Source organism: Kitasatospora sp. NPDC034023 (assembly GCF_055575795.1).
This window is the reverse complement of the sequence record NZ_JBVIRY010000033.1, coordinates 1-18666: the sequence shown is the minus strand read 5'-3', so window position 1 is coordinate 18666 and position 18666 is coordinate 1. Positions and strand designations below refer to the sequence as shown.

The 18666-nt window shown below is 70.2% G+C and carries 18 protein-coding genes, 1 tRNA gene and 1 pseudogene; 13 read left to right on the top strand and 7 right to left on the bottom strand.

Annotated features, from left to right (window positions below; translation table 11 throughout):
* Positions 1-175: 175 nt before the first annotated feature.
* Complete coding sequence (locus ACZ52R_RS33505; RefSeq protein WP_465622495.1) at positions 176-745, bottom strand: hypothetical protein; 570 nt, start codon at positions 743-745, stop codon at positions 176-178.
* 157 nt (positions 746-902) lie between these two features.
* On the opposite strand from ACZ52R_RS33505, the gene ACZ52R_RS33500 reads away from it, so the two are divergent.
* Entirely contained in the window at positions 903-1109 is a 207-nt protein-coding gene (locus tag ACZ52R_RS33500; protein WP_465754711.1) for a maleylpyruvate isomerase N-terminal domain-containing protein, read from the top strand.
* On the opposite strand, the gene ACZ52R_RS33495 is transcribed toward ACZ52R_RS33500, so the two are convergent.
* Positions 1058-1831 (bottom strand): endonuclease domain-containing protein, encoded by a 774-nt coding sequence (locus tag ACZ52R_RS33495; RefSeq protein ID WP_465754710.1) that lies wholly within the window; start codon positions 1829-1831, stop codon positions 1058-1060. The genes ACZ52R_RS33500 and ACZ52R_RS33495 overlap by 52 nt on opposite strands.
* Before the next feature lie 469 nt (positions 1832-2300).
* Between ACZ52R_RS33495 and ACZ52R_RS33490 the strand changes: the two genes are divergently transcribed.
* Entirely contained in the window at positions 2301-2600 is a 300-nt protein-coding gene (locus tag ACZ52R_RS33490; protein ID WP_360268914.1) for a DUF4193 domain-containing protein, read from the top strand.
* 133 nt (positions 2601-2733) lie between these two features.
* On the opposite strand, the gene ACZ52R_RS33485 is transcribed toward ACZ52R_RS33490, so the two are convergent.
* The gene (locus ACZ52R_RS33485) at positions 2734-3447 is read right to left on the bottom strand and encodes a hypothetical protein (RefSeq protein WP_465754709.1); all 714 of its coding nucleotides are present in this window, start codon (positions 3445-3447) and stop codon (positions 2734-2736) included.
* A 322-nt stretch (positions 3448-3769) separates the two neighbouring features.
* Here ACZ52R_RS33485 and ACZ52R_RS33480 point away from each other — a divergent pair, with 322 nt between their 5' ends.
* Positions 3770-4294: a MepB family protein gene (locus ACZ52R_RS33480; protein ID WP_465622491.1), complete on the top strand. Its 525-nt coding sequence runs from the start codon at positions 3770-3772 to the stop codon at positions 4292-4294.
* 200 nt (positions 4295-4494) lie between these two features.
* Here the strand turns inward: ACZ52R_RS33480 and ACZ52R_RS33475 are convergent.
* Positions 4495-4571: transfer RNA gene (locus tag ACZ52R_RS33475), tRNA-Met, on the bottom strand.
* Between the two features lie 590 nt (positions 4572-5161).
* On the opposite strand from ACZ52R_RS33475, the gene ACZ52R_RS33470 reads away from it, so the two are divergent.
* Positions 5162-6280, top strand: coding sequence for a serine hydrolase domain-containing protein (locus ACZ52R_RS33470; protein ID WP_465754708.1), 1119 nt, complete (start codon positions 5162-5164; stop codon positions 6278-6280).
* Positions 6281-6947: 667 nt separating this feature from the next.
* A complete protein-coding gene (locus tag ACZ52R_RS33465; RefSeq protein ID WP_465622488.1) occupies positions 6948-7703 on the top strand; it encodes a DUF4232 domain-containing protein in 756 nt (251 codons plus the stop codon).
* 146 nt (positions 7704-7849) lie between these two features.
* Here the strand turns inward: ACZ52R_RS33465 and ACZ52R_RS33460 are convergent, their stop codons facing one another.
* Positions 7850-8290, bottom strand: coding sequence for a VOC family protein (locus tag ACZ52R_RS33460; protein ID WP_360510166.1), 441 nt, complete (start codon positions 8288-8290; stop codon positions 7850-7852).
* A gap of 192 nt (positions 8291-8482) precedes the next feature.
* Here ACZ52R_RS33460 and ACZ52R_RS33455 point away from each other — a divergent pair, with 192 nt between their 5' ends.
* Positions 8483-8992: a transglycosylase SLT domain-containing protein gene (locus ACZ52R_RS33455; RefSeq protein WP_465622487.1), complete on the top strand. Its 510-nt coding sequence runs from the start codon at positions 8483-8485 to the stop codon at positions 8990-8992.
* Positions 8993-9319: 327 nt separating this feature from the next.
* On the opposite strand, the gene ACZ52R_RS33450 is transcribed toward ACZ52R_RS33455, so the two are convergent.
* Complete coding sequence (locus tag ACZ52R_RS33450) at positions 9320-9964, bottom strand: dihydrofolate reductase family protein (RefSeq protein ID WP_465622485.1); 645 nt, start codon at positions 9962-9964, stop codon at positions 9320-9322.
* 500 nt (positions 9965-10464) lie between these two features.
* Here ACZ52R_RS33450 and ACZ52R_RS33445 point away from each other — a divergent pair, with 500 nt between their 5' ends.
* The 6 genes from ACZ52R_RS33445 to ACZ52R_RS33420 all read left to right on the top strand — a co-directional run bounded on the left by ACZ52R_RS33445 (position 10465) and on the right by ACZ52R_RS33420 (position 17032).
* The gene (locus ACZ52R_RS33445; RefSeq protein WP_465622484.1) at positions 10465-11040 is read left to right on the top strand and encodes an RNA polymerase sigma factor; all 576 of its coding nucleotides are present in this window, start codon (positions 10465-10467) and stop codon (positions 11038-11040) included.
* A complete protein-coding gene (locus tag ACZ52R_RS33440; protein WP_465622482.1) occupies positions 11037-12080 on the top strand; it encodes a hypothetical protein in 1044 nt (347 codons plus the stop codon). The genes ACZ52R_RS33445 and ACZ52R_RS33440 overlap by 4 nt, the downstream gene beginning before the upstream one ends.
* Positions 12081-12233: 153 nt before the next feature.
* Positions 12234-12857 carry a hypothetical protein gene (locus ACZ52R_RS33435; protein ID WP_465622481.1) on the top strand — a complete coding sequence of 208 codons (624 nt, stop codon included), beginning with the start codon at positions 12234-12236 and terminating at the stop codon, positions 12855-12857.
* 639 nt (positions 12858-13496) lie between these two features.
* Positions 13497-14195 carry a hypothetical protein gene (locus ACZ52R_RS33430; RefSeq protein WP_465622480.1) on the top strand — a complete coding sequence of 233 codons (699 nt, stop codon included), beginning with the start codon at positions 13497-13499 and terminating at the stop codon, positions 14193-14195.
* A gap of 170 nt (positions 14196-14365) precedes the next feature.
* Positions 14366-14677, top strand: a complete 312-nt coding sequence (locus ACZ52R_RS33425; protein ID WP_465622479.1) for a hypothetical protein — start codon at positions 14366-14368, stop codon at positions 14675-14677.
* A 141-nt stretch (positions 14678-14818) separates the two neighbouring features.
* On the top strand, positions 14819-17032 hold the full coding sequence (locus tag ACZ52R_RS33420; RefSeq protein ID WP_465622477.1) for a protein kinase domain-containing protein: 2214 nt from the start codon (positions 14819-14821) through the stop codon (positions 17030-17032).
* 741 nt (positions 17033-17773) lie between these two features.
* On the opposite strand, the pseudogene ACZ52R_RS33415 reads toward ACZ52R_RS33420, so the two are convergent.
* Positions 17774-18028, bottom strand: a pseudogene (locus ACZ52R_RS33415) (glycosyl transferase); the annotation flags it as partial.
* Positions 18029-18234: 206 nt separating this feature from the next.
* Here ACZ52R_RS33415 and ACZ52R_RS33410 point away from each other — a divergent pair.
* The coding region (locus ACZ52R_RS33410; RefSeq protein ID WP_465754707.1) for a transposase family protein at positions 18235-18666 on the top strand (432 nt) is incomplete at its 3' end.

The window sequence follows — 18666 nt, the reverse complement described above, 5'->3', positions numbered from 1 at the left end:
CACGTCTGGCAGAACTGGATTGCGGCCGAAGCCAGAGGGTGGTGCCTCCAACCCGCCCCCTCCGCAGGGCGGTTGCCGACTCGGCGTGCGGGTGGCTGGGGACATGCTCTGCCTGCGGGCGGACGGTGCGGCCCGCGGTCGGCGACCGTGGGCCGCACCGTCCTCGGGGGGCGGGTCAGCGGCCGAACAGCCTTCGCAGGCCGCGGCGTTCGGGCTTGTCCTGCGGGGCGGGCGGGGCCGGGTGTGTGGCCGCGACGGGGCCGGGTGCCGACTTGGCCAGGAGTTCCACCACGGCGGTCAGGAAGCCGGACAGATCGGCTGCCGGGCCGGGGCCCAGGTTGAGGTGGCTGCCGTCCGCCCACTCTCCGAGCACCGTGTACGTCTCCCGGGTGAACGGGTTCGCCGCCAGCTCCAGGGTGAAGTACCGGCAGTGGTCGGCGCCGCCCGGCTGGACGACGGCGGTGTAGTACGCCTCCGCCGGTGCGGCGGGCCGTGGCAGTTCGACCACCAGCAACCGGTGCGGGCCCAGCGTGATCAGGTTCGCGTCCAGGCCGTCGCTCGGCAGCCGGTCCGCTGCGGGGAGCCGCTCGCCGAAGTCCTTCCAGAGGGAGACCAGCCCGGGGCCGAAGCCCTGCTCCGGTTCGCCGTCGAGCATCCGCGGCCCGAGGTCCCGGGCGAGGCCGGCGAGCACCTTGTGCGCGAAGCGGTAGTGGTGTGGCCGGGGGTCGTTGTCCACGATGTCCATGCGCGGAAGTATGCCGATCACACCGGGATCGTGGGAATTGCCTTCACGGCGTCAGTTCCGGGACAGCGTCGGTCGACCGGCAGCTTGATAGACAGCCGGGGCGCATAAGACTCCCGAGTTCCCCGAGCTGCTCAAGCTGATCGACGAGCGGTCGTCCGTGTTCCGTGCCGTGGTGCAGTCCGCGCCCGATCTCGGCGTGCAGGTGCCGACCTGTCCGGGGTGGACGCTGCTGGATCTGGCCCGGCACCTGGGCGGCGGGCAGCGCCGGTGGGCCGCCATAGTCACCGCCGGCCCGGACGCCGGCGCGCCGGCTCAGTCCTCGTCGGAGATCGGCAAGGCCGTCGCTTCGCTGGTGAGGGCATAGCTCACTGTGACCTCTGGCGAATCGACCGCGCCGCGGAATACAAGGCGTCGGGTAGCCCACTGTTCGAGCACGGGGATGGGGGCGTTGCCCATCCTCCGCCAGGTGTTCTCGTACCAGCCGAGCCCGTGCCGGTTGCAGTTGATGCAGAGCATGGCGCGCGCGCAGCTCGGGCAGTAGTTTCCGGGCTCGTGCAGGGGGCAGTTGTGCGCGTGGTCGTGGTCGAGATGCCATCCTCGCTCCCCTGGGTCGGATGTGCCGCAGAGGCACACGCCATTTTGGAGGGCGAGGATGGCGTCACGAGCGAACTGGGAGATCCCTCTGCCGTAGTGCGTGGAACATAGGCCGCGTGAGTGGGGAGGTTCCTGGCAGTCCCGGTAACGGCAGATCGGCCCCCACTCTGCTTGTGACTTCCATCCGCGTATCGGCTTGAGCGCGCTGTGGTCCTTACCGCTGTCGCTCCACTGTTGGTTGTGGGTAGAGCAGTAGCCATTGGCAGAGTGCTCTCGGTCGCACTGCGGCTTGTTGAACTTGCAGCCAGTGGACTTGCCCGCCGGCTGCTTCGCTCTGATCGGACGCAGGGGAGTCCCCGTACGCGTTCGCTCACATGCTTGGGTGTAGTGCGACTTGCAGTAGGGCTCGCCGCCGTGCCGAGCGCGGAAGGGCCGTTCGCATTCCGGGAAGCTGCAGCCGAGATCCGGGACGTCGGCGCTGATCTGATCCATCGAGTGATCGAAGCAAACCGGGTTGAGCCCTCGTGCCCGTTTCCGTGAATTTTTCGGTCCCCAACTCTCCGTGGCCGGCGAGATGCTCGGCTACAACTCCTTCCCACGCCGAGGGGCGGCCGTTTATGCCGACCGGAGGGACCTGGAACCGCCAGACCCTCGGATGCTACTCACGGTGACATCTACGCCCACCACGCCGAGGAATACAGGCCAGACGATCACAGACTCCTACCAGTACTGGAGCCCCTGATCCTTCCACCGTGCCGGATCACGGCCGGGATCCGGTGCAGTGCCTCAGGACGTCGGTGCCCTCCACAAGGCCGGGCGCGCGCCATCCGGCCCCGATAGGTGGGATGGTGGTGCACCACGGGCGGGATCGGAAACAAGCACGCGCCCGGCCCGCACTTCGCGGGCCGGCAGGCGGCACGACCCGCCCGCCGGAAGCAACCCTTGAGGAGAAGACACCACCTTGGCAACCGACTACGACGCCCCGCGCGACACCGGCGACGAGAGCAGCGACGACAGCATCGAGGCACTGAAGAGCCAGCGCGACGACAAGCAGAGTTCCGCCGTCGACGTGGAGCCCGAGGCCGTCGAAGGTCTCGAGCTTCCGGGCGCCGACCTGTCCGGGGAGGAACTCACCGTCCGGGTCGTGCCCCTGCAGGCGGACGAGTTCACCTGCATGACCTGCTTCCTGGTCCACCACCGTGCCCAACTCGCCGGTGAGGACAAGAACGGTCAACCCATCTGCCGCGACTGCGCGTCCTGACGGCCGCGGGAGCGGCAGCGCGGCCGCTCCCGATCGGCGCGTGAGCGGGGCGGCCCGAACGGGTTCGAGCCGCCCCCGGCGCGGCGTCCGGACGTGACCCGGCGCCGGCGGTGTGCCCGGGGTGGCCTGCGCGTCAGCCGCCGGCGGCGGAGCGGTACGCCGTCACCGCGGCCGTGAGCACGGTCTCCGTGTCCGACGACGCCTTGTCCACGGCGGCATGCTGCACCATGAGGATCACATCGCCCACGCGGGCGAACGCGGTCACCTTGACGAACGTGGTCCCGTCCTCGGGGAAGGTCGACGTGAGGTGGAGCAGCAGGCTGTCGTCGGTCGGTACCTTGGCCGCCGTGACGGACGCGGTCTCCTGGAGCTGCGTACCGTCCACGAGCGTGCTGGTGTAGGAGGCGCAGCGCCCGGCGGCACCGCGAATGGCGTCCATGACCGCGGCCGCCTGCCCGGGCGCGTACCGGTCGAGCACCTCCTGGCCGAACCAGCCGAGGTCGTCGTCGCCGACCGGTGTCCGTTCCACTCCCACCGCGACATCCTTCGCGGGTGGGGCGTGGGTCGTCATGAAGGAGTCGACACCGAGTTCCTTGCACGGCATCGCCGCGATGGGGACCGTCGACGGGGTGTACGGAGGACGGGTCGTCGTCGAGTTGACCTCCTCGGTGTTCAGCCGGAATCCCTGGGGGAGCCGGTTCTGGGTCAGCAGGCCGTCCCGCAGCCGCTCCAGAGGCACCCGGCCGGAGGCCGCGCTGCCCGGGCGGGGCTGCGGGCCGGTCGAGCAGGCCGACACGGCGAGAACCGCCAGAACAACCCCAGCCACCGCGCAGTGACGTGTGTGCATTGGTCCACCCCCAGGATTCATGATCGCGTCGTACTCTCCCACACAGGGCCCTTCACCCGCTCCGACCGGAAGCGTCGCTCGCCCTCACACCGGGCGGGCCACGCGGGAACGACGTCGACAGCGTCGGACCGGTAACGGGCCGACTGCCGCAGGTGGTGAGGTAGGCTCCGCGGCGGTGAGGTCGCCCGCACGGTAAAGGACGGGACCCGGGGTGCGGACAGGGTCGTTTGCCTCACCCCCCACGCCCCTCGCGCGAGCCGCATTCCTGGTCGAGAACCGACGCGGTGGCTGTGACCTCCGGGTGTGGTGGCAGGATGGGGCAATGGCGACGAACCGGCCGTGGGCGGGGCTTCACGGTGACCTCCTGGCGGCGAAGGCATCGGTGTACGACCCGAGTGGCTTTGCCTGCTCGCAGCCGGTGCCCGAAGCGGAGAGTGCCGAGTACGCGGCGCACGGGTTCACCCTCGACGGCCTCGCGGTTCGGTTCCGTGTGGCGAAGACCACCCCGACGAAGGTCGGCCAGTTCGTCACCGTGTGGCAGCGGTCCGAGGGCGGGCCGATCAGGCCCTTCGACGCCGATGACGGGGTTGACCTTGTCGTCGTCAGCAGCCGCGACGGCGGCCACTTCGGGCAGTTCGTGTTCCCGTGCGAGGTGCTGTGCGAGCGGGGCATCGTGTCCCGGGACCACGTGGGCGGGAAGCGGGGTTTCCGTGTCTACCCGCCGTGGGTGACCACGGCCAACCGTCAGGCACGTGCCACGCAGCTGTGGCAGGTGGGCTACTTCCTGCACCTTGACGGGGACGGGCCTGCCGACATGGCGCGCGCCCAGGCCCTCTACCACCCGTAGCAGCCCATCTCACTGCTCCCTGCCCACCGGCCAGGCCGCGAAGTCGGACGCCTTGGACGCCCGCGACGCCCTCTTCGAGCCCGGCACCCTGGTCGACGCCGACCAACGGTGAGCACCTGCTCTCGGCAGCCTGGCCAACCGCCAACTGGCCTGACAAAAAAGGCCGGGTCGGCGCACACTGTGCGCTGACCCGGCCTTCGTGGTAGCGGGGACAGGATTTGAACCTGCGACCTCTGGGTTATGAGCCCAGCGAGCTACCGAGCTGCTCCACCCCGCGTCGGTGAACCCGACTCTACGCCATCAAGGCGGCTGAGGAGAAATGCATTGATCCGGGCGGCAGCGGCTGATCCTCTGGTAAGCGGTCTGCAGCCACTGGACAGTGCCGTACGTGGCCGGCCCGAAGGAGCTGTCCTTGTCGAGCTGTGCCGGAGCAGGCGGCCCCGGGTGCGCCGAACGGCAATGAAGTTGAGCATCTTCTCCTGGACGCACCAGACGGGGGTCCCGTAGGTGACGTGGCCGTATCCGATGTACGCCGCGTTGGAGTTCGCGCGGCGTCAACGGTGGCGCACCCCACCGAATGTCACAGTCCGGGCGCTGGCTTCCGCTCCCGCTCCCGATCCGGCGAGTCGAGGCGGCAGCCTCGGCGGAGCGTTCATCATCATCCCATTGCAATGTAAAGGTAACTGTCGTTGCGTTAGATTCAGAATCACTGCAACGATTTAAGCGCTCTGATCTGGGCTGATGTCACTTTTTCGCAATGAGTTGCTTGTTGGAAATTTGAAAGCAACGTAGCTTTTCTGTTGTCGGAAACGCGGAGCGCAAGCGCGGAAGAGGGGCCACGCGTCCCACTACGAGACGGGAATGATCATGAGCGAGTCCCTGCACACCGTCGGGCACAACGACCGGTCCTACCGCCCGGAACTGCAGAAGGCCATCGAGGAGTTCGTCGCCGCCGGCTTCGCCGGGGTGCAGATGCGGGTGCATGACGAGCACGGCGAATGGGTCGGCAGCGCCGGGGTGCGCGAGCTGGGCGGGAGCGCCGAGCCGGCGACGGACGGACGGTTCTGGGCGGGCAGCGTCGTCAAGACCTTCACAGCGACCGCGGTGCTGCAGCTGGTGGCCGAGGAGAGGATCGGCCTGGACACCCCGGTGGCCGACCACCTGCCCGAGCTCGGGCTGGACGAGCGGATCACGGTGCGGATGCTGCTGCAGCACACCAGCGGGTTGTTCAACTACACCGGCGAGTACTACGAGGACGGGACGGTCGTGCCCGGAATCCCCGCCACGGGCAAGGAGTGGGTCGACAACCGGCTGCGCACCTACCGGCCGCAGGAGCTGGTCGAGCTGGCGCTGTCCAAGCCGGCGCGGTTCGAGCCAGGGACGGGCTTCAGCTACTCCAACACCAACTACACGCTGGCCGCGCTGCTGATCGAGCAGCTCGCCGGCCGCCCCTACGGCGAGGAGATGCGGCGGCGGATCCTGCAGCCGCTCGGACTGCGGGACACCGTCCTGGCGGGCGCCGTCACGGACCTGCCCGAGCCGCACGCTCACGGCTACTACCGCTACCAGGACGGCGACGAGTGGAAGGTCGTCGACGTCTCCCGGCAGAACCTCTCCATGCTGCTCGGCGCCGGCGGCATGATCTCGACCACCCGGGACCTCCACACCTTCATCTCCGCGCTGAACGGGGGCAAGCTCCTGCCGGAGCCGCTGCTGGCCGAGATGCGCACGCCGCACGGGGAACTCGGCTACGGCCTCGGGCTGTTCGTGCAGGACCTGGGTCCGGACGGCGGCACCGTCTACCACCACAACGGCGGCGCCCCGGGCGGCTACGGGGCACTGATGTACAGCACGCCCGACGGCAGCAGGACCCTGACCGCCGGACTGACCACCGGGGATGCCGAGGTGAACCCCGCGGAGGTGTTCCCGAAGGCGTTGGACGGGCTCGTCAAGGCGGTGCTCGGCAACGGGCGGAGCGCGGCCTGACGACGGGCCCGGACATCGCGGCCCCGTCCGCCCCGCCGCCGGGCCGGCCCGGGGCGTGCGGGCCGGCCCGGGTTGAGCAGGTCAGGGGGCGGCGGGGACCCGGACGCACTCGACCCGAACGCCACGGCAGACGGCTGAGCCCCCGCAATGGCGCCGCTCATCAGCACGTCGGCGGTTGCACGCCGCCCACGGCTCGGCCATCGCGCGCGCGGCTTCGCGGACCGGGGGACCGCCTCCTGTAGGCGAAGTCGAGGAGGCGGCCATCCGGGTTTCCTCAGGGTGCGGCGAGCGTAACGCGGGGCACTGACATTGGCCCCGGCTCAGCCGTTCCGGAGCCACCGGCACGGGCCCCCGACCGGTCGCGCTCCCGGCGGGACCGGTCGGCCCCGGCCCCCGGCCCCGGCAGCCGACGCTTCCGGGATCCCATGGCCGACCGCGTCCGCACTCGACGGCGAGCCGCCGGCGGGCGGGGCGCGGTGGGATGCGGCGCGGAGGGGTTCGGCGCGAGGTGACGCGATGTCAAGTGCACTGTGTCCCATCGAATGTCACAGTCCGATCCCTGTCATGTCCTGACGATTGTGACGCTCCGGGTGCCACCGAATGCCGTCCGCCGACGGTCCTATGGGGTGTCCGAACAGTCAGCACGCATCGTCATCGGGGAGCCACCATGTCCGTCCGTCACCGTCGTCGCCCGCTGCTCGTCTCCGCCGTCCTCGTCGTGGGGGCGGGGCTCGCGTTGACCGCGTGCGGGCCCGACAACACCGACTCGGCGGGCGGCTCGACGGCCCCCACAACCGCCGCCCCGGCCCCCGCCTCGGCCACCGCGCCCTCGACGCCGGGCGCCCCGGCGCCCGCTGCTCCCACGGCGAGCAAACCGGCCACCGCGGGGGCGCCGCACACCGCCACGCACGCGCCGTCCGGCGCGAGCCCGTCCGGCGGCACCCGGTCCGACGGTGGCGGTGCCGGTTCCGACGCCCGCCCGTGCGACATCCAGAACCTCGAGATCAACGCGACCGTACGCGCCGGGGCAGCCAACCAGTGGGTGATCGACGTGCACAACACCGGCACGACCGCCTGCTCCCTGAGTTCCTCCCCGGGGGTCGACCTGGGCAACTCCGTCTCCCCCGACCAGAGCAAGAACATCAAGCCGATACTCGCCAGCGGCACCTTGCGGTTCCCGGTCCCGGCCGGCCAGCACGCCTACGCGGTGATCGACCTCGACCCGAGCGGCGCCACCACCGGCACCGCCCCCGGCATCGACGAACTCAACGTGCTCGTCGACGACGACGACACCAACATGCCCCTCGCCAACACCCGCAACTTCCCGCTCAACAGCGGTGCACGAGTCCTGAACCCGCAGATGGGCATCTACCGCCCCAGCGTGGCGGAGGCGGTCACCTCCATGAAGGCCGCCGGCAAGTAGCCCCGCACGTCGGCTCCCCGCAGGACGCGCCTGCGGCCGACCTCCAGCACCACCGACGGCCTCGCCCCCTCATGACGGGGGCGAGGCCCTCACGCCGTCCGCCTCCGCCGGCCTGAGCCTGAGCACTCACCCGTGCGAGCGTGCCGTCAGCCGAGCTGCTCGGCGAGTCCGACGACGATGCCCTCGGGGCCGCGGACGTAGCAGAGCCGGTAGACGTTCTCGTACTGCACGATCTCGCCGACGAGTTCGGCACCGTGGGCCCGCAGGCGGGCGACGACGTCCTCGATGTCGTCGACGGTGAACATGACGCGACGGAGGCCGAGCGTGTTCGCCGGTGGGTCCTTCGGCTCGGCGGTGATGGCCTTCGGCCGGTGGAACTTCGCCAGCTCCACCCGCCCGTGGCCGTTCGGCACCCGCAGCATGGCGATGTCCTGGCGGACGTCCTCGAGCCCGATGACGCGCTCCGCCCCGCGCCATTCGAGGGGCCCCTTGCCCTCCAGCTCCATGCCGAGTTCGACGAAGAACGCAATGACGGCCTCAAGGTCGTCGACGACGATGAGGACGTTGTCCATTCGCTGGATCGCCATGCCGGGCCTCCTTCGTGGCACGGCCACGGTAGCCGCCTGTGCCCCTGCCTCGCTGTTCCGACCCGCCGCTGACCGCTCTCGCCGCGCACAGGGCGGCGGTCTCGCACGCGTTGACCGTTTGTCTACCCGCGCTGCCTAGCGTCCTTCCCCGTACCCGGCCCGACCCGGGCCGGCATCGAAGGGAGAACTCGCGTGTTACGCAAGACCCGTGCTCTGCTGACCGGTTCGGTCGCCGTCCTGGCCCTCAGCCTCACCTCGACCACCTTCACCGCCAATGCCGCCGGCGACCAGAGCGGCATCGACGCCTGTGCCCGTGAGGCCCAGTTGGCGGGCTTCGCGAAGGACAAGTCCGGCGAGGGCCGCAACGACGACGCGATCTACGCCGTGGCGATCGCCATGGCCGAGTCCGGCTGCAACCGTCTGGCCGTCCACACCAACCTTCCCACCGATCCCGACCCGGGCACCAAGGACCTCGGCGCCTGGCAGATCAACGAGCGCTGGTACCCGGAGGTCCACTACCACGACGCGGAGGTCGTCACCGCCGAGAACTGGCAGGACATGGGCTGGTCGGCCCGCAAGGCCTTCAGGATCGACAACGACGGCACCGGCCGGGGCTGGGCCTCCTGGGCGGCCTGGAACCTGGGCACCTACCAGCAGTACCTCGGCCAGGCGCGCGACGCCGTCTACCGCGTCTGGCAGTGACGCGCCGCCGCAGGTGACCGCCTCGGACGGTCCTCGAACGGTCCGTGAACGGGTCCGGGGACAGGTCCTCGAACGGTCGTGAACGGTCCGCGGACGGTCCGCGAACGCGAGCGAGGCCCGGCACCCGAGTGGGTGCCGGGCCTCGCCCGACCGTGGAGCGCCAGGCCCGGGTCGCACGGACTCTTCCTACTGAAAGTAGGACGTGCTCTGGTAGCACCGCTGACGCCTGATGAGGAATCATCTCCCTCGCGACGAGAAGAATATTAGCAGGTCAGCGGCACGGCGTCGAAATTGCTCACCCGTGGTCCTCGCCGTCCGGGGCGGGTGTCAGCTGTCGTGCCCGAGACCGCGGTCGGGCGCGCTCATGTCGCCCGTGACGGGTGTGCCGTCGGCGAGCCCGTAGCGCAGGAAGACGGTGCCCTGCGGGCCGGCGGCCGGCGGTTGGAGGAGCGTGAGGTTGGTGGGCACCGCGCCCTCGTCGAACACCTTCTTTCCGACGCCGAGGGTGATCGGGTGGACCCAGAGGTCGAGTTGGTCGAAGAGCTTGTCGCGCAGGAGGGTCTGGACGAGGTCCAGGCTCCCGACGACCTTCACGTGTTCGTGCCGGTCGCGGAGCTCGCGTACCGCGGCGGGCAGGTCCGGGCCGAGCTGCGTGGAGCCGGCCCAGGGCAGGTCGGGAGTGCCCCGGGAGGCCACGTACTTGGGGACACGGTTGAAGAGCTCGGCGATCGCGTTGTCCGGCCCGTCCTTCTGGTGCGGCCAGTAGGCGGCGAAGATGTCGTACGTGCGCCTGCCGAGCAGGAGGGCGTCCGTGTCCTCGTACGCGGCGAGGATCTGTGCCCCGGTGACCTGATCGATCAGGGGCGCCTGCCAGCCGCCGTACGGGAACCCGACCGGGTCCTCGTCGGGGCCGCCGGGCGCCTGCCCGACGAGGTCGAGGGTGGTGAACAGTTCGATGTGGATGAGGCCCATGCCGTACTCCAGACTCCTCGCAGAGCACACGCCGACCGGTCGTGAGGCGCGCAGCACGGTGCCCGGCGGACGCCTCCTGGCCGGGACGCCGCACCGGCACTCCCGCTCACGATAGGTCACGGGACCCGTCCGGCCCGGCCGATCGGCCCGCGCCGCGCGTCGGCCGGGCTGTCACAGAATCCTCGGACCGGTTAACGCTTCCGCCTTCTCAGGCCTCCTGGTTGTAGAAGTGTTGAACGAGAGCAGGGGAGTGCGAACGGTGGATCCCGTCGTGGGTTCGGTTGCGGCAGCTGTGCTGGGACTGGTGGGGGCCTTGGCCACCCTCGTGGGGCAGTTACGGTCACGCCAACAGGACCGGCCTCAGTCGCCTCCGCCACCTCTGCCGCCTCAGTCGCCTCCGCCTCCTACGGTCGTGGTCGTCCTGGCGCTGCGCGCGTGCGATGCCGACGACGCCGGCCAGGGGCAGCCGGTGCAGCAGGAGAAGCGGGGTCACGACGCGCATGAGTGAAACCGGTCCGGACGGGGAGGCCGCCTCGGCGGCGTCCCTCGGGCACCTGCCGGCCTCCGCCTCCGACAGCGGGAGTGAAACCAGTTCCCGAGACGGGGAGTTCGCGTACTTCTATCGCACGTGCATCCGCAGGCTGGTGGCGTTCCTGATGTGGCAGGGGGCCCCGGCCGCCCTGGCCGCGGACTTGGCCCAGGACACGATGGTCAAGGCGTACGAGCGGTGGGACCGAATCCAGTCGCCGGAAGCGTGGAGCCGAAGAGTTGCGTCCCGGGAGCTGGTGCGGGCCTTCAGCCAGGTCGAGGAGAGCATTGACGAACTCGCGCTCGAACCGACCTCGCTGTTGCCGGTGCCGGACGAGGCCGCCGAATGGGAGGGACAGCAGGAGGTGTTGCACCTGCTGCGTGACCTGCCCGCCCGCCAGCGACAGGTTCTGGCCTGGACGCTGGACGGCTACAAACCGACGGAGATCGCGGCCGAGTTGGGGCTCAAGGCGGCGGCAGTCCGGGCCAGCCTGTTCAAGGCGCGCTTGGCCGTGTCCAGCAGGATGACCGATCGAGAGGGGGATTGATGGGCGAGCATTCTGTTCCCGAGCGGCGCACCCGTGAATTCTCGGACTGGCTGACAGCTGTGCAGACGGCGTTCCTGACGGGGCTTGACCGTCACCTGCACGTGGAGGCCGGGCTGCGCGAGGTGATGCTGAGTGCCGACCACAAGGATCTGGCCGAGGGCCTGGACGCGGTGTTGGACGTCGAGGCCGGACTGGTGTCCATCATGTCCCGGACCACGGCCAGGACCGAGTTCGAGGAGACGGCCGCGCCCCTCTACGACGTCGGCCTGATGCACCAGCGCTTCGAGCTGATCGGTCCCGAGCAACGGCTGGAGCTGCGGGAGCATCCGCTGGTCACATCGGCGATCCTCGCCGATCTCCTGATCCGGACGGTCGTCCTGGCGCAGGACCTCACCTTCGGACTCGGGTTCGGCCGGTATCACGGGATGCCGTTGAAAAGGGCCGTGTTCGCCGCTCAGGGAATTGCCCAGGGTATCGCCCACGGATTGGACGGGCGGGCCGCCCTCGGGTGGGAACTACGGGACATGGCTCACGAAATCGTGGCGCTGCTCGAACCCCATTACCCGGCGATCGACCAGGCGGGCAGGGTCGGACAGGTCCTTGTCCGAGAAATGGCGGGGACGATCGACCAACGCGTGAGAAGCGCGGAGCATCCGGCGATCGCAGAATTCCTGCGGGCCTGCCAGGTGTTCCTGTACGCGGTGCGCGGCGGAGAACTGACCCGTGCTGTACAGGAGGTGGAGTACCTCACCCGGGCGCTGGCCGCGCAGGTCGGAGAACTGCTCGGGCTCGGCGAACCGGAAACCCTCGACCTGGAATTCCTCTCGGAAATCCTGGACGACTTCACCACCGCGGACCTGAGCACCGCCGACCTCACGCACGTCGACCTCGCAGGAGTCCGCTGGTCCGAGCTGCGCACCCGGTGGCCGGCCGAGATCAGCGTCGACCAGCTCCGGGAGGACTCACGGGAGACGCTGCCCGGGTCCGGGATCTACGTCATCCGGCCGGGCACCGGAGCGCGGGACGTGACCAGGGTCTGACCTGCCGGTCCACCGGTTCGCCCTGGTGTCGGACAGCGGTCCGGTCGACGCCGGCGCCGCACTCGCAAGCACTGTCACGTAGTTGCAGGCAATGCCAAGCACTGCCGAGCACTTGCAAGCAACGCACGGAGAAAGGCACGAGGAAGGTGTCAGGTGAGGTTTCCCGTCACTGAGGAACTGATCGACTGCACGGCCCTGGGCGACCGGACCCGGTGGGACCGCTCCCTGCCGGCGGTGGCCGCCGAGGGCGCGGCGGCCCTGCGCCGGCACGGGTTCTTCGTCGTCCGGATCGGGGCGCTGCGCTGGGGCGAGGAGGACAGCCGTGACGTGGCGCACCGCCTCGCGGCGCAGCTGCGCGAGCGGCTGCTGCGGGACGGAGCGCCCGAGCAGCTGCGTCCGCTCGCGGATGCCGCCAAGGAGCTTTTCCCGCTGCTGCGTTCGCTCAGCACGCGGTGCCCCTGCAGGGACTGCGAGGGAGAGGTATGGCGGGTGTTCTGCCACGTCACGACCCCGGGGGCCGGGCTCAACTGGCGCCGGTTCCGGGAGCGTTACGAGAGCCTGGCGCCCAGCGAGCGCTTCGACCTGCTGATCGGCGACAACCTGACGATGCACCACGGCGGGCTCGCCGGCGGTCCGGGCCCTGGGGATCGAGCACACCCGGACCGGCACACCGGTGCTGGTCTCGGCCTTCGTGGACTCCGACGCCCGGGCGTCGGACTGGTCCGAGGTCGGGGCGCTGTTGGAGGGCAGCCGGAATACGCCAGAAACGTGCCGTAGGGGTCAACCCCGACGGCGGGCGGCGGGGTCGCGCTCAGCGACGTGCCGGGCGACCGCGTCGACGCCGGGGCGAGCGTAGCGTTCCAGGGACCGTACGGGGGGTCCGGCACTGGTGAGCCCAAAAGGGGCAGTGGGATGATCTTGAAGGGCTGAGTGCCTGCTGCGGCTCTATCACCCGGGGCCCGGCGTTGTTTCGGCTTCCGCGGTTCTGATCATCCCAGGGCTGGGTGCCCGAGAGGATCCCGCGCGGGCGCGTACGGCGCGTCCGGTAGGGGCTGGAAACCGGGCGGGGAGGGGATGACCTCGATCGAGAGGACCGCGTATCCGCGGTTCAAGCGGCTGATCACCGCGCGCGCGAGCTGCACGTGTTCTTCACGCCGTCCGACGACGTGGCCGGGGGTGACACCGTTCCTCAGGCAGCGGGCGACTGCCCGGCGTCCGGCCGACAGGCCTGCTTGAGCTTCATCTCTGCCTCGTGCCTCTTTGCCACGCCAGCCCAGTAGGGGTGGGCGTACAGCTCGGCGGCGATGGAGCCGAACGCCGCGCGGCGCTCCTCGCTGGGGTCGGCGGCCCAGGCCGCCTCGGCCGCATACCAGCGCTGCTGGAGTTCGAGCAGGTCAAGCGGAAAGCGCGCGCTGCGTGCTCCGCGCTCGCCTCGCCACCGAGTTCGCCGGCCCCGACGGCAGCACACCCGACCAACTCGCGCCGCTGATCCAGGCCCTGCTCGCCGTCGCCCGGGCCCGATCCATCCTGACGTGGCTCAACAAGCCGAGCGGCGGCGCCGCACTCCTACGGAACCTGGCCATCGCGGGCGTCGTGGTGACGCACGACGTCCTCGATGCCGAGGCCAACCGGCCCGCAGCCGTCGTCCTGCGCGCCACCCTCGTTCACCTCGGCGTCCTCCCCGAACGCCACGAGTCCCTCGAACGCCTCGAACCCTGGCTGGAGATGAAGACCGCCGGCGCCCCGCCCGAGCACCGCAGCCTCCTGCGCGCCTACGGCAGCTGGGTCGTCGTCCGGGGCGCTCGACGCCGCGCCGAGCGGACGCGGTTCACTACGGGGAGCCTTGCCCGCCTGCGGCAACACCTGCTGTCCGTCATCACCTTCCTCACCTGGACGACCGAGACCGGCCTCGCCCTCGACGCCGTCACCCAGCGGCACGTCGACGACTGGCTGGACGCCGGCGGACGTCCCGGCGCTCCATTCGCGGCTTCCTCAAGTGGACCTCCCGACGCGGCCTCACCACCGACCTCGACGTACCGGGTCTGCAGCCCGCGGCCGAGCCAAGGGACTGGTCCACACCCGAACAGCGGTGGACCCTGCTGGACCGCTGCCTGAACGACGACAGCCTCCCGCTCGACGTCCGCGCGGCAGGCTGCCCGACTCTCCTCTACGGCATCAGCGGCCAGCGCATCACCGAGCTCACCACCCGCCACCTCACCGGCGGCACGCAGCCCACGACCCAGCTCGGCGTCCACCCTGCAGCCCTCCCGCCGGCCGCGTTCCACATGCTCGCCCAGCAGGCCGAACACGCCGTCACCGCCTCGGCCATCGCCCGCACCTCGGCCCGGCCCAGCACACCGTGGCTCTTCCCCAGCCAACTCGCTGACCAGCCTGTCACCGCCCACCACCTCACCTCGAAGCTGCGGCGCCACGGACTACCGGTCATCCCCCTGCGCAACTCCGCCCTGATCACCCTCGCCGCCGACCTGCCCCCGTCCGTCCTCAGCTCACTCCTTGGCATCAGCCTCACCAGCGCCCTGAAGTGGACCCGCCGCGCCGGCCGCGACTGGAACACCTACCTGACCACCCGAACCTGATCACGCGGTCGGGGTTCCTGCGGGTAGCCACGGTCGTGATGCGGTCGACTTGTATCTCTTGTGCAGGTCGCCTTGTGCTGGGCGGAAACTGACGTTGCTTCTACGCTGGGGCCCGGCGAATCGCGTATCCAGGGGGCATAGGTGACAGGTCACGTACTGGCAGGACGCTATCGGCTGACCGAACAGCTCGGGGCTGGCGGCATGGGGGTGGTGTGGCGGGCCGAGGATCTCGTGCTGCACCGCACCGTGGCCGTCAAGACAATCGCCGCCAGGCCTGGGGTCACGGCAGAGGCGGCGGACCGGCTGCGCCGCGAGGCCCGGGCCGCCGCCGGACTCTCCGACAGCCCCCACGTCGTGACGGTGCACGACTTCGGCCAGGACGGCGACACCCTCTTCATCGTCATGGAGCTCGCCCCCGGCCGGACCCTCGACCGAGTCCTAGCCTCCGACGGACCGCCCTCCCCCGCCCGCGCCGTGGACTGGGCCCGGCAGGTCTGCGCCGCCCTCGCCTTCGCCCACGAACGCGGCATCGTCCACCGGGACATCAAGCCGGCGAACGTGATCCTCACCCCGGACGGGACGGTCAAGGTCCTGGACTTCGGCATTGCCTGGTTCCACCCGGCCCTCGGCCTGGAACAGTTAAGCCGGACCGACAGCATCCTGGGCAGCGCCCCCTGGATGTCTCCCGAGCAGGCCCACAACCGGGGTGTCGGCCCCGCCTCCGACCTGTACTCCCTGGGCTGCCTGCTGCACCACCTGCTCACCGGTGCCCCGCCCTTCGGCGGCCGCGAGCTCCTCGCCCAGCTCGTCGCCCACGCCTCCGAGGCCTCCGAACCGCCGTCCCGGAGCCGCCCGGGCCTCCCGCCGGAGCTCGACGCCCTGGTCGCGGAACTGCTCGTCAAGGACCCGGAACAGCGCCCGGCCTCGGCGGCCGAGACGGCCGCCCGGCTCGGGGCGGTGGCCGAGCTCCTCGGCGCACAGCCCACCGCGGGCTCGGCACCACGGCCCTCGTTGCCGCCACGGCCACCTCTCCCACCAGCTGGCTCCGACCCAGCCGAGCCGGCCGACGACCGGAAGGCGAGCCGACGCTCGGTACTGCTCGGCCTGGGCGTCGTCGTCGTGACGGGTGGCGCCACCGCCGCGCTCGTTCCCCGGATCCTTGACGGCGGCAAGGGCTCGGGCAGCGGCGGTGCGGCGGCGACGGGCGCCTCCACCGGGGCTACCGCCCAGGCGGTCCGACCACGCTGGACGGTACCCGGCAACGACGTGCCGTCCGGCCAGGTGGGCCCCCTGCTCATAACGAGCGCCGGCCCCCGGGACGCCCAGTCCGGCAAGGTCCTGTGGCCGTATCCGGGCCAGGCCACTCCGATCGCTGACGCCCTGCGCCTCTTCTGGGACTCGATCCTGGTACGCAACGGTGACTCGGTACAACGCCTCGACAACGCTACCGGCAAGGCGCGTTGGTCGCAGGATCTGAGTCTCGGCAACGATGAGGTGAGCGATGGCCTCCACCACATCGAAGTAGCGGACAACGCCCTGTACGTCGGCAAGGGCAAGCACGTCTGGCGCCTGGACCCGGCCAGCGGCACGGTGGTGTGGACGTACGTGATCGGCAGGGACGTGACCGAGGTGATGGGCCTCGACCTGGCCGGTGGCGCCGTCCTGATCTACGACATGGTGGACGGCTGGCTCGCAATCTCCCAGGACACCGGGAAGGACCTCTGGAGGCGCAAACCAGCCGACCGGAGCGAGGACACCGAGCTCGCCGGCTCCACTGACGACCGAATCTACTTCGCGGGCACCAAGGAGCTCCATGTCGTGGCTGCCGCTGACGGCAAGGTCCTTGGGCCGCTCCAGGCCGGCGGTCTGGTCCTCCCCGAGTTCGGCCTGGTCGCCGGTCGATCCCCGGCGGAGAACTACGTCTCAAGCGCGTGGAACCTGGCCGATGGCCGCCGAGTGTGGAGCGTCGCCGACACCATGGTGATCCGCAGGTGGGACACCGCCCTGCAACTCATGAACGTGCGCAACCCCGGCAGCCGGGTCGTCGACATCCGTAACGGCACCACCCTCTGGGACGCGCAGGACCTGCGTGACGTCATGCCCGACAACCGGAAGGCCACCGCCAACCCCGGCCCTCCCTGGTGTTTTTCCGCTGCCGACTCGGCCTCCGACCTGGTCCTGGTCGACCCGGTGAGCGGCCGGCGCAGCCGCCCGGTCCGCTTCCCGCAGCGCATGGTGCGGTTCGCCCGGGTCCTCGGCGACGCCGTGTACGTCATGTGCGACGACGGGCAGAAGGTCGGCGACTCCCTGGTGAACCCGGTGATTTACGCGATCGACCGCCCGGACCGCCCGTAAACGGCACCATCACGGCTCACTGGACTCCTACGCTGGCCTCGCTCCCGCGACCAGTTCCTCCGGATCGTCCCCTTCAGGGCGAACACGCCCCACGCATACGACGCACATCGAATACGTGCCTGTCACCAGCTGTCCGAGCCGATCTATGCCCGGAGCAGATCACGCGGTAGTACGCCAGCCAGGGCTTAAGGGGCTGGTTGAGCTGCCCAACCCGTCAACCGGCCACGGATGGCCAAAGTGCCTAATGTGTAAAGAGGCGGCTGTTTCGCCGCCTGCGAGAGCCGGTTCTCTCGGGGTTAGGGATGGCTGTGGGCCGAGTGCGCCGTGGGATGCTGAGGCTGCTGACCGCAGTGGCAGTTGTGGACGCGACGCTGTCGGTGCTGGCGGGCAATGCCGCGACTGGTGACAAGCGGTGGCCAGGCGTCCTGGACAGCCTGCGGACCCATGAGCTGCCCCGACTTTCGTGGAGTCCGTGAACAGCCGCCTCGACCTGGGCCTGGAGTTGACCCCAGCAGCGACGGTGCCCGGCCCGCGCGCTTCCGAGGGCCGGGGCGCCACGGCATCCACCTGACCAGAGCCGGGCGCACGGTGGAGGCATGGCCGGGCGGGTGCGCCGCTGTGCAACATCTTCTGAATCCACTCCGCCGCCCCGCCCTTGGCGGTGATCTTTCCGCGCTTGTCCTGCAGGTACATGTTCTCGGATGAGGACGGCGCCAGCCGGGGAACGGAAGCGGCATTGCTTCAGAGCGCGGGGCCCTCGGCGGCGGCCAGCATGTTCTCGATGAGGTCGGCGGCGCGCGGGGTGCCGCCCTCGGCCCGGGCGGCGGCCTGCAACTGTTTGGACCGGTCGACGCGTTCCGGATCCGCGACCAGGTCGTTCAGCGCCGCGCGAAGGGTCTCGGCAATGGCGTCAGCGGTGTCCACACGGCGGGCGACGCCGAGCTCCACGAGCCGGTCGGCGTTCATGAACTGCTTGGCTCCCTGCGGCACGGCGAGACTCCGGCGTACCTGCTCCGGAGCCGTTGCGTAATCTGGCCAGCGTGACCACGACCGTCCCCGGCCGCCGAGGCGACCGGTTCCGTCTTGTCTGCCATGACTCGTCCGATCCACCTGGCCCGAGAGCCCGAGGCCGAGCGCCGGGCCAGGCTGCCGTATCACAGACTTACACGATCTTTCAGGCTCATACAAGATTTTCGTAGCCGGTGATCGCTTCAACTTACCTCTGGTATCGGCTGGTTGGCGGTGAGAGGCTGGCTGCGTGTGTTGTCGTGGTGGGGGACCTGCTGCCGCAGCTGGCCGCGGTGCGGGTCGATCGGGTGGAGGCTGGCGGAGATCTGTTGAGGATCACGGCCCGGACCAGGGATGACGCCGAAGCGGTGTGTCCGGCGTGCGGGCAGGTATCGGACTGGGTTCATTCGCGATACGAGCGGCATGTCGCGGACGAGGCGGTCGGCGGGCGCCTGGTCGTGATCGACTTATCGGTGCGCCGTCTGTACTGCGAGAACCCGGGCTGCGAGAAGGTCACCTTCGCAGAGCAGGTAGACGGGCTGACGCAGCGCTACCAGCGCCGCACGCCAGCCCTGCAGAAGGTGGTCGACGCGGTCGCCGTGGCCCTGGCCGGGTCGGCCGGGGCC

Bases quoted from the DNA above. Each gene is read 5' to 3' on its own strand.
- ACZ52R_RS33495 (WP_465754710.1), bottom strand. From the start codon at position 1,831: ATGGATCAGATCAGCGCCGACGTCCCGGATCTCGGCTGCAGCTTCCCG.
- ACZ52R_RS33425 (WP_465622479.1), top strand. From the start codon at position 14,366: ATGCTCGCCCAGCAGGCCGAACACGCCGTCACCGCCTCGGCCATCGCC.
- ACZ52R_RS33470 (WP_465754708.1), top strand. From the start codon at position 5,162: ATGAGCGAGTCCCTGCACACCGTCGGGCACAACGACCGGTCCTACCGC.
- ACZ52R_RS33465 (WP_465622488.1), top strand. From the start codon at position 6,948: ATGTCCGTCCGTCACCGTCGTCGCCCGCTGCTCGTCTCCGCCGTCCTC.
- ACZ52R_RS33480 (WP_465622491.1), top strand. From the start codon at position 3,770: ATGGCGACGAACCGGCCGTGGGCGGGGCTTCACGGTGACCTCCTGGCG.
- ACZ52R_RS33485 (WP_465754709.1), bottom strand. From the start codon at position 3,447: ATGCACACACGTCACTGCGCGGTGGCTGGGGTTGTTCTGGCGGTTCTC.
- ACZ52R_RS33445 (WP_465622484.1), top strand. From the start codon at position 10,465: ATGAGTGAAACCGGTCCGGACGGGGAGGCCGCCTCGGCGGCGTCCCTC.
- ACZ52R_RS33460 (WP_360510166.1), bottom strand. From the start codon at position 8,290: ATGGCGATCCAGCGAATGGACAACGTCCTCATCGTCGTCGACGACCTT.
- ACZ52R_RS33505 (WP_465622495.1), bottom strand. From the start codon at position 745: ATGGACATCGTGGACAACGACCCCCGGCCACACCACTACCGCTTCGCG.
- ACZ52R_RS33450 (WP_465622485.1), bottom strand. From the start codon at position 9,964: ATGGGCCTCATCCACATCGAACTGTTCACCACCCTCGACCTCGTCGGG.